Source organism: Ramlibacter pinisoli, assembly GCF_009758015.1.
Classification (GTDB): domain Bacteria; phylum Pseudomonadota; class Gammaproteobacteria; order Burkholderiales; family Burkholderiaceae_C; genus Ramlibacter; species Ramlibacter pinisoli.
Genome location: NZ_WSEL01000007.1, coordinates 1 through 14861 on the forward strand (window position 1 = coordinate 1; position 14861 = coordinate 14861).

Annotated in this window: 12 protein-coding genes; all 12 read left to right on the top strand. The window is 72.7% G+C overall.

Translation table 11 applies throughout. The features are described from left to right. A partial coding sequence (locus tag GON04_RS26800; RefSeq protein WP_232533124.1) for an NAD(P)(+) transhydrogenase (Re/Si-specific) subunit beta occupies positions 1 to 85 on the top strand: 85 nt, incomplete at its 5' end. A 170-nt stretch (positions 86 to 255) separates the two neighbouring features. Beyond that, on the top strand, positions 256 to 1929 hold the full coding sequence (locus tag GON04_RS14105) for a long-chain-fatty-acid--CoA ligase (protein WP_157398719.1): 1674 nt from the start codon (positions 256 to 258) through the stop codon (positions 1927 to 1929). 56 nt (positions 1930 to 1985) lie between these two features. Then, complete coding sequence (locus tag GON04_RS14110) at positions 1986 to 2681, top strand: 5'-methylthioadenosine/adenosylhomocysteine nucleosidase (RefSeq protein ID WP_157398720.1); 696 nt, start codon at positions 1986 to 1988, stop codon at positions 2679 to 2681. 120 nt (positions 2682 to 2801) lie between these two features. Beyond that, positions 2802 to 4049 (top strand): TolC family protein, encoded by a 1248-nt coding sequence (locus tag GON04_RS14115; protein WP_157398721.1) that lies wholly within the window; start codon positions 2802 to 2804, stop codon positions 4047 to 4049. 22 nt (positions 4050 to 4071) lie between these two features. Beyond that, complete coding sequence (locus GON04_RS14120; RefSeq protein ID WP_338050970.1) at positions 4072 to 5283, top strand: efflux RND transporter periplasmic adaptor subunit; 1212 nt, start codon at positions 4072 to 4074, stop codon at positions 5281 to 5283. Next, positions 5280 to 8393, top strand: a complete 3114-nt coding sequence (locus GON04_RS14125) for an efflux RND transporter permease subunit (RefSeq protein ID WP_157398723.1) — start codon at positions 5280 to 5282, stop codon at positions 8391 to 8393. Before GON04_RS14120 ends, GON04_RS14125 begins: the two co-directional genes overlap by 4 nt. Before the next feature lie 52 nt (positions 8394 to 8445). Next, positions 8446 to 8835 (top strand): S-adenosylmethionine decarboxylase family protein, encoded by a 390-nt coding sequence (locus GON04_RS14130; protein ID WP_157398724.1) that lies wholly within the window; start codon positions 8446 to 8448, stop codon positions 8833 to 8835. Between the two features lie 43 nt (positions 8836 to 8878). Then, complete coding sequence (locus GON04_RS14135) at positions 8879 to 9925, top strand: SPFH domain-containing protein (protein WP_157398725.1); 1047 nt, start codon at positions 8879 to 8881, stop codon at positions 9923 to 9925. Between the two features lie 66 nt (positions 9926 to 9991). After that, positions 9992 to 11491, top strand: a complete 1500-nt coding sequence (locus tag GON04_RS14140) for a DUF4178 domain-containing protein (RefSeq protein ID WP_157398726.1) — start codon at positions 9992 to 9994, stop codon at positions 11489 to 11491. Positions 11492 to 11528: 37 nt separating this feature from the next. Continuing rightward, complete coding sequence (locus GON04_RS14145) at positions 11529 to 11747, top strand: DUF350 domain-containing protein (RefSeq protein WP_157398727.1); 219 nt, start codon at positions 11529 to 11531, stop codon at positions 11745 to 11747. Between the two features lies 1 nt (position 11748). After that, a complete protein-coding gene (locus GON04_RS14150; RefSeq protein WP_157398728.1) occupies positions 11749 to 13293 on the top strand; it encodes a polyamine aminopropyltransferase in 1545 nt (514 codons plus the stop codon). Next, positions 13290 to 14855 (top strand): NAD(P)-binding protein, encoded by a 1566-nt coding sequence (locus tag GON04_RS14155; RefSeq protein ID WP_157398729.1) that lies wholly within the window; start codon positions 13290 to 13292, stop codon positions 14853 to 14855. The genes GON04_RS14150 and GON04_RS14155 overlap by 4 nt, the downstream gene beginning before the upstream one ends. The last annotated feature ends 6 nt before the right edge of the window (positions 14856 to 14861 follow it).

A 14861-nucleotide genomic window follows, 5' to 3' on the forward strand; every position in this document is an offset into this window, starting at 1 on the left:
GCTGTTCTACAAGGACAACAACCGCATGCTGTTCGGCGACGCCAAGAAGATGCTGGACGAGGTGCTGATCGCGCTGCACGCCTGAGCGCGGTGGCCGCGGAACCTGCGGCCACCGCAGCGGCAGCCGGTCCGGGCCGGTCCGGGCCTCGCCCCGGAACCCGCGCGCAGGACGTCCGGCCTAGGGAAAACAGAAGGCTGTCCTGATGAGTCGCGCGACACAATCGCCGTGCCACCAGGACCCCAGGAGACACCAGAATGAGTACTCGCCCCTGGCTGGGCGCCTACCCGGCCGGCGTGCCGGCCGAGGTCGATGCGTCCGCCTATGCCTCGCTGGTCCAGCTGATGGAGCAGAGCTTCGGCAGCTACGCCGACCGGCCCGCCTACAGCTTCATGGGCCAGGACGTCAGCTACCGCCAGGTCGACACGCTCAGCCGCGCGCTGGGCGCCTACCTGCAGGGGCTGGGCCTGGCCAAGGGCGACCGGGTGGCGGTCATGATGCCCAACGTGCCGCAGTACCCGGTGGCGGTGGCGGCCATCCTGCGCGCCGGCCTGGTGGTGGTGAACGTCAACCCGCTGTACACCCCGCGTGAACTCGAGCACCAGCTGCGCGACTCGGGCTCCAAGGCCATCATCATCATCGAGAACTTCGCCGCCACGCTGCAGCAGTGCATCGCCTCCACCCCCGTCAAGCACGTGGTGCTGGCGGCGATGGGCGACCTGCTCGGGCTGCTCAAGGGCACGCTGGTCAATTACGTCGTGCGCAGCGTCAAGAAGATGGTGCCGGCCTACGACCTGCCCGGCGCCGTGCGCTTCCGCGAGGCGGTGGCGCAGGGCGGGCGCGCCGCGCTGCGCCCGGTGGCGCTGGGCCCCGACGACGTCGCGGTGCTGCAATACACCGGCGGCACCACCGGGGTGTCCAAGGGCGCGGTGCTGCTGCACCGCAACGTCATCGCCAACGTGCTGCAGTCGGAGGCCTGGAACCAGCCGGTGGTCGGCCGCGTGGCGCACGAGCAGGTCACGGGCGTCTGCGCGCTGCCGCTGTACCACATCTTCGCCTTCACCTGCTCCATGATGTTGTCGCTGCGCATGGGCGGCAAGCAGATCCTGATCCCCAACCCGCGCGACCTGGCCGGCACGCTCAAGGAGCTGTCGCGCCACACCTTCCACAGCTTCCCGGCCGTCAACACGCTGTTCAACGGCCTGGCCAACCACCCCGACTTCGGCAAGGTGGACTGGAGCAACCTGAAGATCTCGATCGGCGGCGGCATGGCGGTGCAGGGCGCGGTGGCCCAGCTCTGGCTGGACCGGACCGGCTGCCCGATCTGCGAGGGCTACGGCCTGTCGGAGACCTCGCCCTCGGCCAGCTGCAACCCGGTCACGAGCACCCAGTACACCGGCACCATCGGCGTGCCGCTGCCGTCGACCGACATGAAGCTGATCGACGACGAGGGCCGCGACGTCCCGGTTGGCCAGCCCGGCGAGATCGCCATCAAGGGCCCGCAGGTGATGGCCGGCTACTGGCAGCGGCCCGACGAGACGGCCAAGGTCATGACGGCCGACGGCTACTTCAAGACCGGCGACGTCGGCCTGATGGATGAGCACGGTTATTTCAGGATCATCGACCGCAAGAAGGACATGGTGCTGGTGTCCGGCTTCAACGTGTACCCCAACGAGGTCGAGGACGTGGTGGCCCGGCTCGACGGCGTGCTGGAGTGCGCGGTGGTCGGCGTGGCCGACGAGAAGACCGGCGAGGCCGTCAAGCTGGTGGTGGTGAAGAAGGATCCGGCGCTCACCGAGGAGCAGGTACGCGACTACTGCCGCGCCAACCTCACCGGCTACAAGCAGCCGCGGGTGGTGGAGTTCCGCACCGACCTGCCCAAGACCCCGGTCGGCAAGATCCTGCGCCGCGAACTGCGCGAGCGCAGATAGCGCGGAGTAGAGTCTCCAGCACCCGCTCCGCGGGCGGCGCCGGCCGCCCCTGCACCATGCCCCGTCTCGCCATCGTCTCCGCCATGCACGAGGAACTGGCCGCCGTGCTGGCCCTCATGCCCGACGAGAGCCGGCAGGCCGTGGCCGGGCGCGAGTTCTGGGTCGGCCACCTGCACGGCCAGGAGGTGGTGGCGGTGCTGTCGCGCATCGGCAAGGTGGCGGCCGCGACCACGGCGGCGGTGCTGGTCGAGCGCTTCGGCGTCGACCGGATCGTGTTCACCGGCGTCGCCGGCGGGCTGGCGCCGGGGGTCGAGGTCGGCCACGTGGTGGTGGCCGACGCCTTCCTGCAGCACGATCTCGACGCCTCGCCCATCTTCCCGCGCTACGAGGTGCCGCTGTACGGCACCGACCGCTTCGCCACCGACGGCCCGCTGAGCGAACGGCTGGCGGCGGCCGCGCAGCGGGCGTTGCCGGGCACGCGCCTGCACCGCGGGCTGGTGATCAGCGGCGACCGGTTCGTCTCCACCGACAGCGAGAGCCGGCACCTGCAGGCGGTGTTGCCGCAGGCGCTGGCGGTCGAGATGGAGGGGGCGGCGATCGCCCAGGTCTGCCACGACTACGGGGTGCCGTTCGCCGCCGTGCGCACGGTCTCCGACCGCGCCGACGATGCGGCCCACGGCGACTTCACGCGCTTCGTGCGCGAGGTCGCCAGCCGGCACTCGGCCGCCATCGTCCAGGCACTGCTGTCCTGAGGGTGGCGGGATGCGCAGCAGCGGGCCATGTCGGCAGGACCGGGCGCTCGGCCGTTCTACGTGCTTCTACGGATTCAACGGGTCAGGGGAGGGTCAGTGCTTGCCGGTGATAAACAGAGCATGAGATTCGGACAGTGGTGGCTGGCTGCCTGCCTGGTGCTGCCGGCCTGGGCGTGGGCGCAAGCCGCCCCGCAGGTATTGACGCTTGCCCAGGCGCTGCAGGTGGCGCGCGAGAACGTCGACGTGTCGCTGGCGCGACGCGCGCTGGCGTCGGCACGCGCCGACGTGGTGGCGGCCGACCATGCGCCGATCCCGGTGGTCATCGCCAAGGCCTCGCAGCTCGACCTGGCCAACGGCATCGGCAGCGGCAGCGTGCTGGGCAGCAAGCGCATCGACAAGTCGCTCGGCGTCGACTGGACCTACGAACGCGGCAACAAGCGCGAACTGCGCACCCGCGCCGCCGAGGGCGTGGCCGGTGCGGCCCAGCACGACGTCGCCGACGTGGTCGTGCAGCAGCAGATCGCGGTCGCCTCGGCCTACTTCGACCTGCTGGCCGCGCAGGAGCGGGTCGAGCAGGTCGGCGCCATGGAGCGCGGCGCGGCCGAGCTGGCCGGCGCCTCGCAGCGCCGCCAGCGCGCCGGCGACATCTCGCTGCAGGAGAGCCTGCGCACCGAGATCGAGGCGCGCCGGGCCCAGACCGAGCTGCGCGGCGCCCAGGCCGACCGCCAGCGGGCCGCGCTGACGCTGGCTCAGCTGCTCGGCCTGCAGGGCGAGCTGCAGGTCGAGCCGGCCTGGCCACCGCTGGTGGCCGAGCAGCCCGGCCTGCCCGACATCGAGCAGCGGGCCGACGTGCTGGCGGCGCGCCGGCGGGTCGAGGCGGCCCAGGCCGCGTTCGACGCCGCCGCCGCCCTGCGCCGCAACGACCTGACCCTGGGCGCCTCGCTCGACCACTTCCCCGGCACCTCCAGCCGCCTGCTCGAGTTGCGGGTGTCGGTGCCGCTGGGCGGCATGCTCGGCGCCTACGGCTACGACGGCGAGATCGCCCGCGCGCGCGCCACGCTCGACAGCACCCAGGACCAGCTGGAGAAGGTGCGCCGCCAGGCCCGGGCCGAGAGCGGCCGGCTGGCCGAGGACCTGCGTTCCGCCGCTGCCCGTGCGGCCGAGTTCGAGCAGGCCATCGTGCCGCGCGCGCGCCAGGTCGCCGGCATGGCCGAGCTGGCCTACTCGCGCGGCGCACTGCCGCTGGTCGACCTGCTCGATGCCCGCCGCACCCTGCGCAGCGTGCTGCTCGACGACCTCGCCGCGCGCGCCGACTTCGCGCGCGCTTCCACCGCCTGGCAGCTGCGCCAGCAACCGCCGACCCCCTGACTTCCCGCCCCGGACCGCGATCGTGACCCGTTCCCTTCTCTCCCTGCTGCTGCCGGCGGCGCTCGCCCTGGCGGCCTGCCGCGAGGCCCCCGCGCCGGCGGCCGCGCCGCCGACGCCGGTGCTGCAAGGCACCCAGTTCCGCTACCCGCCCGGCCATCCGCAACTGGCCCAGCTGGGCGTGGTGGCGGCGGCCCCGGCCAAGACCCTCACCGTGGAACTGCCGGCGCGGCTGGTCTGGAACGAGGACCGCACCCAGCGCATCTACCCTGCGTTCGCCGGCCGGGTCGTGCGCATCGCCACCGACGTCGGCCAGCCGGTCAAGCCGGGCACGGTGCTGGCGCAGCTGGCCTCGCCCGACTTCGGCGTCGCCCAGGCCGACACCGCCAAGGCCGGCGTCGACGAGCGGCTGGCGCAGAAGACGCTGGCGCGCCAGCGCGAGCTGTTCGAGGCCGGCGTCATCGCCCGCAAGGACCTGGAGCAGGCCGAAGCCGATGCCGCCCGCACCCAGGCCGAGGTGCAGCGCACCGCCGCGCGCACCCGGCTGTACGGCGCCGCCGCCGGCGGCGGGGTCGACCAGCGGCTGGCGCTGGTCGCCGGCATTCCCGGCCTGGTGGTCGAACGCAACCTCACCCCGGGCCAGGAGCTGCGCCCCGACCAGATGGGCCCGGGCGTGCCGCCGCTGTTCGTGGTCAGCGACCCGACCTCGCTGTGGGTGGTGATCGATGCCCGCGAGAGCGAGGCCGGCACCCTGAAGCCGGGCGCCCACTTCGAGCTGGTCGTGCCGACGCTGCCGGGCCAGAAGTTCGAGGGCCAGGTGATCGCGGCGGCCGACTTCATCGATGCCAGCACCCGCACCATCAAGGTCCGCGGCCTGATCGCCAACCCGGAGCGCAAGCTCAAGGCCGAGATGCTGGCCACCGCCCGGATCGAGCGCACGCCGGGCGCCGGCGTGGTCGTCCCGGCCCAGGCGGTCACGCTGTCCGGCACCCGCCATTCGGTGATGGTCGAGGTGCAGCCGGGCGTGTTCGAGCAGCGCGAGGTGGTCCTGGGCTGGCAGGGCCCGACCGAGGCGCTGGTCAGCCGCGGCCTGGAGGCCGGCGAGAAGGTGGTCACCGACAACCTGCTGATGCTGATGCGCCAGTACCGCATCGCGCTCGACGACGCCCGGCCGTCCGATCCGTCGAAGATGGGCGCCGACGGGGCTGCCACCGACAAGGCGGCGGCCGCGCGATGAGGCGCCTGATCCACTTCGCGCTGCACCAGCCCCTGTTCGTGGTGCTGGGCACGCTGCTGTTCGCGCTGGCCGGCGTCATCGCCTTCAGCAACCTGTCGGTCGAGGCCTTCCCGGACGTCACCGACACCCAGGTGACGGTCATCGCCCTGTACCCCGGCCGCGCAGCCGAAGAGGTCGAGAAGCAGGTCACGCTGCCGATCGAGGTGGCGCTGTCGGGCCTGCCGAACTCGATCCGGGTGTTCTCGCACACCCAGTTCGGCCTGTCGTTCACCGTCGTCACCTACGACGACAAGGCCGACGTGCTGGCGGTGCGGGCCCAGGTCAACGAGCGGCTGCGCTCGATCGACCTGCCGCCCGGCGTCGAGGCCAACATCGCGCCCAACGCCACGCCGGTGGGCGAGATCATGCGCTACCGGGTGCGCGGCGACGGCCTGAGCACGACCGAGCTGCGCACCATCGAGGACTGGGTGGTCGAGCGGGCGCTGCGCCAGGTGCCCGGCATCGCCGACGTGGTGGCCATGGGCGGCTTCATCAAGCAGTACGAGGTGCAGCCCGACCTCGACAAGCTGCGCGCCACCAAGCTCACCTTCCAGAACCTGCTCGACGCGCTGGGGCGCGGCAACTCGAATGCCGGCGGCAGCTACGTCGCCCAGGGCTCGCAGCAGTACGCCATCCGCGGCATCGGCCTGCTGCGCTCGCCCGACGACATCGGCCGCATCGTGGTGGCCGCGCGTGGCGGCACCCCGATCCTGGTGCGCGACGTCGCCCAGGTGAACGTCGGCGCGGTGCCGCGCCTGGGCACCGTGGGCCAGGACGGCGACGACGACGTGGTCACCGGCATCGTGGTCATGCGCAAGGGCGAGAACCCGAGCGTGGTGCTCAAGGCGGTGAAGGAGAAGATCGCCCAGCTCAACGCCCGCGGCCTGCCCAAGGGCGTGCAGATCGTGCCGTACTACGACCGCACCTGGCTGATGGGCAAGACCCTGTCGACGGTGTTCCGCAACCTGGTCGAGGGCGCGCTGCTGGTCTCGCTGGTGCTGTACCTGTTCCTGGGCAACGTGCGCGCCAGCTTCGCGGTGGTGGTGGTGATCCCGCTGGCCCTGCTGGCCACCTTCATGGGCCTGAAGATCATGGGCGTGCCGGCCAACCTGCTGTCGCTCGGCGCGATGGACTTCGGCATCATCGTCGACGGTGCGGTGATCGTGATCGAGAACATCATGCACCGGCTGGCCGAGAACAAGGAGGAGCTGCGCGAGTCCGACCGCAAGGCCACCATCATCGACGCCGCCAACGAGGTCGGCCGGCCGACGCTGTTCTCGATGCTGATCATCATCGCGGCCCACATCCCGATCTTCGCGCTGCAGCGCCACGAGGGCCGGATCTTCCAGCCGATGGCGCTGTCGGTCACCACCGCGCTGATCGGCTCGCTGGTGTTCTCGCTCACGCTGGTGCCGCTGCTGGCCTTCTGGATGCTGCGCCGCAAGCTGCCGCACGGCGACAACCGGCTGGTGGCGGCCTGCAAGAACCTGTACGAGCCGCTGCTCGACTGGGCGCTGGCGCGGCGCAAGCTGGTCATGCTGATCGCGCTGGCCACCTTCGGCGCCGGCATGCTGGCGGCCTCGCGGCTGGGGTCGGAGTTCCTTCCCGAGCTGAACGAGGGCACCATCTGGGTCAACCTGCGGCTGCCTTCCAGCATCTCCAACGACGAGGCCGCGCGCGTGCTGCGCAACGTGCGCAAGGCGCTGCTCACCGTGCCCGAGGTGCGCACCACCGTCTCCAAGGCCGGCCAGCCGGAGGACGGCACCGACCCCAAGACCATCAGCATGGCCGAGGTGTTCGTCGACATCAAGCCGGCCGAGGAGTGGCGGCCCGGGCTCACCCACGAGAAGCTTCTCGAGCAGATGGACCGCGCGGTGTCGGCGGTGCCTGGCGTGCAGCCCAGCTTCTCACAGCCGATCCGCGACAACGTGCTGGAGTCGATCTCGCAGATCGACGGCCAGATCGTCATCAAGGTGGCCGGCGACGACCTGGCGGAACTGCGCCGGGTCACCCAGCAGATCGAGCGCGAGATCAAGCAGGTCGCCGGCGTCTACCGGGCCGAGATCGACCGCCAGGGCGAACTGCCGCAGCTGGTGATCGACATCGACCGCGACCGCGCCGCCCGCCTGGGCCTGAACGTGCAGGACGTGCAGGACGTGGTGGAGGCGGCGCTGGCCGGCAAGGCCGCCACCCAGATCTGGGAGGGCGAGCGCAAGTTCTCGGTGGCCGTGCGGCTGCCCGAGCCGCGCCGCGTCATCGCCTCGCTGCCGCAGACGCTGATCCCGACCCCGGACGGCGGCTACGCCCAGCTCGGCGCGGTGGCCGACATCCGCGAGCTCAGCGGCGCGATGAACATCGCCCGCGAGAGCGGCCGCCGCACCATGGCCATCGGCATCTTCATCAAGGACCGCGACATGGGCTCGGTGGTCAAGGACATGCAGGCCCGCGTGAACGGCGCAGTCAAGCTGCCCGAGAGCTACACCGTCACCTGGTCGGGCGAGTTCGAGAACCAGGAGCGGGCCATGAAGCGGCTGTCGGTGGTGGTGCCGATCTCGCTGCTGCTGATCTTCGTGCTGCTGTTCGACGCCTTCAAGTCGGTGCAGCTGGCCACGCTGATCCTGGTCAACGTGCCGCTGGCGCTGATCGGCGGCTTCGTCGCCCTGTGGGTGTTCGGCATCCCGCTGTCGGTGTCGGCGGCGATCGGCTTCATCGCGCTGTCGGGGCAGGCGGTGCTCAACGGGGTGGTGATGCTGTCGGTATTCCAGCAGCTGCGCTCCCAGGGCGCCGACGTGCTGACCGCCGCCCGCACCGGCTCCATGCAGCGCCTGCGCACCGTGCTGATGACGGCCATGCTGGCGGCGCTGGGGCTGTTGCCGATGGCGCTGTCGCACGACATCGGCTCCGAGACCCAGCGCCCGCTGGCCATCGTGGTCATCGGCGGGCTGATCACCGCCACGCTGCTCACCCTGGTGGTGCTGCCGGTGCTCTACGTCGCCTGGTTCAGCCGGCGCGGCGCGGCGGCCCGCGAGGCGGCGGCGACCCCGGCGGCGCTGCTGGAAGAACCGGTCTGACGCGGCGGCGCGGGCCCGCCGCGGCCGCGCCACCGTGGTCTACAGTGCGCCCATGGACGGGCTGCACCTCACCGCCGACCTGCACGGCTGCCGTTGCGACGCGCACTGGCTGACCGATGCGCCGCGCCTGCTGGCGTGGTGCCGGGCGGCGGTGCAGGAGGCCGGCCTGCAACCGGTGGCGGAGCTGGCGCACGCCTTCCCGGCCAGCGCCAGCGGGGCCGGCGGCGTCACCGCCACCGTCCTGCTGGCCGAGTCGCACCTGTGCCTGCACACCTGGCCCGAGCTGGGCGCGGTGACCGCCGACGTCTACGTGTGCAACTTCGGCGCCGACCACTCGGCCCGGGCGCGGGCCCTGATGGACGCCGTGCTGCACCACTTCCGGCCCGCGGCCGTCGACGAGCGCGACCTGCGGCGCGGGCGCGCACCGCGCGCGTTGCCCTGACAAACGGCGCGGGTATCATGGCCCGCACCGCCAAGGAGTGACCATGGGCCTGATGGATTTCGTCAAGAAGCAATTCATCGACGTCCTGCAGTGGACGGAGTCCGGCGACGGCACGCTCGCCTGGCGCCACCCGATGGCGGGGATGGAAATCCAGTACGGTGCCGCGCTCACCGTGCGCGAGTCGCAGATGGCGGTGTTCGTCAACGAGGGCAAGGTGGCCGACGTGTTCGGCCCCGGCCTGTACAAGCTGACGACGCAGACCATTCCGGTGCTGACCTACCTGAAGAACTGGGACAAGCTGTTCGAGTCGCCGTTCAAGAGCGACGTCTACTTCTTCAGCACGCGCCAGCAGGTCGACCAGCGCTGGGGCACGGCGCAGCCGATCACCATCCGCGACAAGGACTTCGGCGCCGTGCGGCTGCGCGCGTTCGGCAACTACAGCTTCCGCATCGCCGACCCGCGGCTGTTCCACACCGAGATCTCGGGCACCCGCGACAGCTACACCGTGGCCGACCTGGACGGCCAGCTGCGCGGGCTGGTGCTGCAGCACATGTCGGATGCCATCGCCAAGAGCGGCATCCCGTTCCTGGACCTGGCGGCCAACCAGGTCGCCTTCGCCCAGGCCCTGGCCAAGGAGCTCGGGCCTGCGTTCGCCGCCCTCGGGCTGCAGCTGGAGGGGCTGACGGTGCAGAACCTGTCGCTGCCCGAGGAGCTGCAGAAGGTCCTCGACCAGCGCATCGGCATGGGCATGGTGGGCAACGACATGGGCCGCTTCATGCAGTACCAGACCGCCCAGGCCATCCCGGAGATGGCCAAGGGCGGCGGCGGCAGCGGCATCGCCGGCGACGCCATGGGGCTGGGCGCCGGGGTGGCGCTGGGCCAGGTGCTGGCGCAGAACCTGCAGCAGGGGCTGCACGGGGGCACCGCCGCCCCGGCCGGCCAGCCGGCCGCCGGTGCCCCCGGCGCCGGCGTGCGGCCGGAGGACGTCATGGCCACGCTGGAGAAGCTGGGCGAACTCAAGGCCAAGGGCATCCTGACCCAGGACGAATTCGATGCCAAGAAGGCCGAGCTGCTGAAGAAGCTAGTCTGATCGCACCGCGCCCGGCACCGCCCGCGCCCTGCCGGCGGGCCAGCCCGGGCCCAACGGCTGAGCCACTTGCCCACCGAGACCCCCCAGCGCAGCTACCGTGCCCCGTGTCCGGGCTGCGGCGCGCCGGTGGAGTTCCGCAGCGCCCAGTCCACCCACGCGGTGTGCAGCTATTGCCGCAGCACCGTGGTGCGCGCCGGCGACACGCTGGCCCGGGTGGGCAAGATGGCCGAGCTGTTCGACGACCACAGCCCGTTGCAGCTGATGGCCAGCGGCCGCTTCGACGGCCGCGCCTTCACCCTGGTGGGGCGCCTGCAGTACCGCAGCGGCAGCGGCACCTGGTCGGAGTGGCAGGCCCTGTTCGACGACGGCGCCAGCGGCCAGCTGGCCGAGGACAACGGCGCCTACGTGTTCTCGTTCCCGGCCTCGCTGCAGCGCGAGGTGCCGCAGCCCGCGCAGTTGCGGCTGGGCGCGACGACGGCGGTGGCCAGCAAGCGCTTCACCGTCACCACCAACGACCAGGCCGTGCTGCTGGCGGCGCAGGGCGAACTGCCCAAGCTGCCGCCGCCGGGCCAGCCGTTCGCGGTGGTCGAACTGCGCAGCGACGACGGCGAGGTGCTGTCGATCGACTGGGGCGTGGCACCGCCGCCGGTCGGGCGCGGGCGCGAGGTGCGGCTGGACGACCTGCAGCTGGCCGGGCTGGCCGGCGAGAGCGCACGCGAGGAGAAGGCGCGCCAGTTCGCCTGCCCGAACTGCGGCGCGCCGGTCGAGGTGCGGCTGGAAGGCACCCGCAGCATCACCTGCGGCAGCTGCCACAGCCTGATCGACCTGTCGCAGGGCGTCGGCGGCGAGCTGCGCCATGCCCTCCAGGACGAGCCGGTGCAGCCGCTCATCCCGCTCGGCGCGCTCGGCACGCTGCAGGGGGCCGAGTGGCAGGTGGTCGGGTTCCAGCACCGCATGGGCTGGCTGGCGGGCGAGGAGGACGAGCGCTTCGGCTGGAGCGAATACCTGCTCTACAACCGCAAGCGCGGCTTCGTCTTCCTGGTCGACGCCGAGGACGGCTGGAGCCTGGTGCGGCCGGTGACGGGCGCGCCGACGCTCGCGCCGGGCGGCAGCGAGGCGACCTACCTGGGCACCCGCTACACCCTGCGCGAGAGCTACACGGCCGAGACCTTCTACGTGGCCGGCGAGTTCTACTGGCCGGTGGAACGCGGCCAGCGCACCGCCAACCGGGACTTCGCCAGCGGCAAGCGGCTGCTGTCGATGGAGCAGTCGGCGCGCGAGGTCACCTGGTCCAGCGGCGGCGCGCTGCCCAGCGCCGCGGTCGTGCAGGCGTTCGGGCTGCAGGGCAAGGGCGACCAGCTGCGGCGCGGCGACGCCGGGCCCACCAGCACCGGCGGTGGCGTGGGCTGCGGCTGCGCCACCATCCTCATCATCCTTGCCGTCATCATCCTGCTCGTGGTGCTGTTCGCGCTGCTGCGGGACGACGGCGGTTCCGGCGGCTCCGGGAGCGCGCGCAGCAGCGGCGGTTCCTGGGGCGGCTCTTCCAGCGGGGGTGGCCACAAGTGAGCCCCTGCGCCAACGCGTTCCGTTCCCGGAGGTCCCCATGGGCATCGAATGGCTGAAACCCGCCGTCGTCGTCGGCTCCATCGTCTACGCGCTGATCGGCATCGGCATCTTCTGGCTCAGCTTCCTGATCATCGACAAGCTCACCCCCTATGACCTGTGGGAGGAACTGGTCGAGAAGCAGAACCTGGCGCTGGGCGCCGTGGTCGCCGCCATGTGCCTGGGCATCTCCATCATCGTGGCCGCCGCCATCCACTGAGATGCCGGCGTCCGCGCACGCGCCGCGCCGCGCCGGCCCGCGGCCGCTCGAGGTGGCGCTGCTCGCCTCGGTGTTCACCGTCGCCGCCTGCGGGCTGGTCTACGAGCTGGCCGCCGGCGCGCTGGCGTCCTACCTGCTCGGCGACTCGGTGCTGCAGTTCTCCACCATCATCGGCACCTACCTGTTCGCGATGGGCGTGGGCTCCTGGCTGTCGAAGTACTTCGAGCGCCAGCTGCCGGCGCACTTCCTGCGCATCGAGCTGCTGGTGGCGCTGGTCGGCGGCAGCCTGCCGGCGCTGCTGTTCCTGGCCAACGCCTGGGCGCCGCACGGCTTCCGGCCGCTGCTGTACGGGCTGGTGCTGGCGGTCGGCCTGTTGGTCGGGCTGGAGATCCCGCTGGTGATGCGCATCCTGCGGCGCGACGTGGCGCTCAAGGAGCTGGTGTCGCAGGTGCTCACGTTCGACTACCTGGGCGCGCTGGCGGTGTCGATCGCCTTCCCGCTGTTCTTCGTGCCGCAGCTCGGGCTGGTGCGCACCGGGTTCGTGTTCGGCCTGCTGAACGCGGCGGTGGCGACCTGGGCGCTGTGGCTGTTCCGGCACGAGCTGCGCCGCCTGCCCGCCCACGCGCTGGCCTGCGCGGCGACGCTGCTGCTGCTGGCGGGCGGGCTGGCCGGCGCCGGCCGCATCACCTCGCTGGCCGAGGACCGCTTCTACCAGGACCGCATCGTGCTGGCCGAGAGCTCGGCCTGGCAGCGCATCGTGGTGACGCAGGGGCGCGCCGGCCTGCGCCTGTTCCTCAACGGCAACCTGCAGTTCGCCGAACGCGACGAGTACCGCTACCACGAAGCGCTGGTGCACCCGGCGATGGCGGCGCACGGCCACCCGCGCAAGGTGGCCATCCTGGGCGGCGGCGACGGCATGGCGGCGCGCGAGGTGCTGCGCCATCCGGGCGTCGAGAGCGTCACGCTGGTGGAGCTGGACCCGCACATGACACGCCTGTTCAGCCAGAACCCGGCGCTGGTGCGCCTGAACGGCGGCGCGCTGACCTCGCCCAAGCTGCGCGTGGTGCAGGCCGATGCCTTCCGCTGGCTGGAGGAGGGCGACGAGACCTACGACGTGGTGATCGTCGACTTCCCCGACCCGACCAACTTCTCCATCGGCAAGCTGTACACCGCGTCCTTCTACGCCCTGCTGGACCGGCGCCTGGCCGCCAGCGGCTACGCCGTGGTGCAGACCACCTCGCCGCTGGTGGCGCGCCAGAGCTTCTGGACCGTGGTGACCACCATCGAGTCGGTCGGCCTGCGCGCCACGCCCTACCACGCCCATGTGCCCAGCTTCGGCGAATGGGGCTACGTGCTAGCCAGCCGGCGGCCGTGGCGGATGCCCGAGGCGTTGCCGGACGGCCTGCGCTTCCTGACGCCGCCGGGCCTGGCGGCGCTGTTCGACTTCCCGCCCGACATGCAGCGGGTGCCGGCGGCGGTGAACCGGCTGTCCAACCAGACCCTGGTCACCACCTACGAGCGCGAGTGGGGCCGGGTCCAGCCATGAGCCTGCGGCGCCGTGCGCTGCTCGCCGGCGCGGCCGTGGTGCCGCTGGCCGGCTGCGGCACGCGGGCGGTCGAGGGCGGCTTCGTCGCCGGCCACCCCGAGCGTGGCCACCTGCTGCGCGATGGCGTGGCGCCCGGCGGCCCGCCGGTCGCCCGGCGGGCGCAGGTGGTGGTGGCCGGCGCCGGCGTGGCCGGCCTGGCGGCGGCGCGCGCCCTGCGGGCCCGTGGGATCGAGGACCTGGTGGTGCTCGACCTGGAGGACGAGGCCGGCGGCAACAGCCGCGCCGGCGTGCTCGGTGGCCTTGCCTGTCCCTGGGGCGCGCACTACCTGCCGCTGCCCGGCGACGACGCGCGCGAGGTGCAGGACCTGCTGGAGGAGGTCGGGCTGCGGCGCCGCGTGGCCGGCCGCTGGCGCTACGACGAGCGCCACCTGTGCCACAGCCCGCAGGAGCGGCTGTTCAGCGGCGGCGCCTGGCACGAGGGGCTGCTGCCGGTGCACGACGCCGACCCGGCCACGCTGGCCCAGTACCGGCGCTTCGCCGCCGCCGTGCGCAGCGCCGCCCGCGCGGCCCGCTACACGCTGCCGGCCGGCGAGCCGCAACCGGCCCAGCTGGCGCTGGACGCCGAGCCGTTCGCGCGCTGGCTGGACCGCGAGGGCTTCACCGCCCCCGACCTGCGCTGGTACCTCGACTACTGCTGCCGCGACGACTACGGCGCCGGCACGGCGGTGGTCTCGGCCTGGGCCGGGCTGCACTACTTCGCCAGCCGGCACGGCTTCCAGGCGCCCGGCGAGGAGGGCGAGCGCGACGCCGTGCTGACCTGGCCGGAAGGCAATGCCTGGCTGGCGCGCCGGCTGGCCGCGCCGTTGGGCGAGCGGCTGCGCACCGGCCGCGTCGTGCTGCGCGTGGCCGAGGGCCGGCACGGGGTCGAGGTCGATGCGCTCGACCTCGCCAGCGGCGCGCTGGAGCGCTGGCAGGCCGCGCACGCGGTGCTGGCGCTGCCGGCCGCGGTGGCCGCGCGCCTGCTGGCGGCTGCGCCCGGGCCGCTGCGGGCGGCCGGCGCCGCCACCCGCTCGGCGCCCTGGGTGGTGGTCAACCTGCAGCTGGATGCGCCGCTGGCCGACCGGCCGGGCGCCGCACCGGCCTGGGACAACGTGCTGCAGGACGGCGCCGGCCTGGGCTACGTCGACGCCACGCACCAGCGGCTCGACCCGCGCCCCGGGCCCACCGTGCTGACCTGGTACCACGCCCCCGGCGAGGCGGCGCGCGGCGAGCTGCTGCAACGGCCCTGGTCGCACTGGCGCGACCTCGCCCTGGCCGACCTCGCGCCCGTCCATCCCGACCTGCCGCGCCGGCTGCAGCGGGTGGCGGTGGCGCGCTACGGGCACGCGATGGCGATCCCGGTGCCGGGCGCGCGCGCCCGGCTGGCCGGCCTGCCGCTGCGCGGCCCGCGGGTCAGCCTGGCGCACGCCGACTGGGCCGGCTACTCGGTGTTCGAGGAGGCGTTCACGCTCGGCCACCGGGCCGGCGAGCACGCCGCGCGGGCGCGCGCCCGCGCGGCCTGAGCGTCG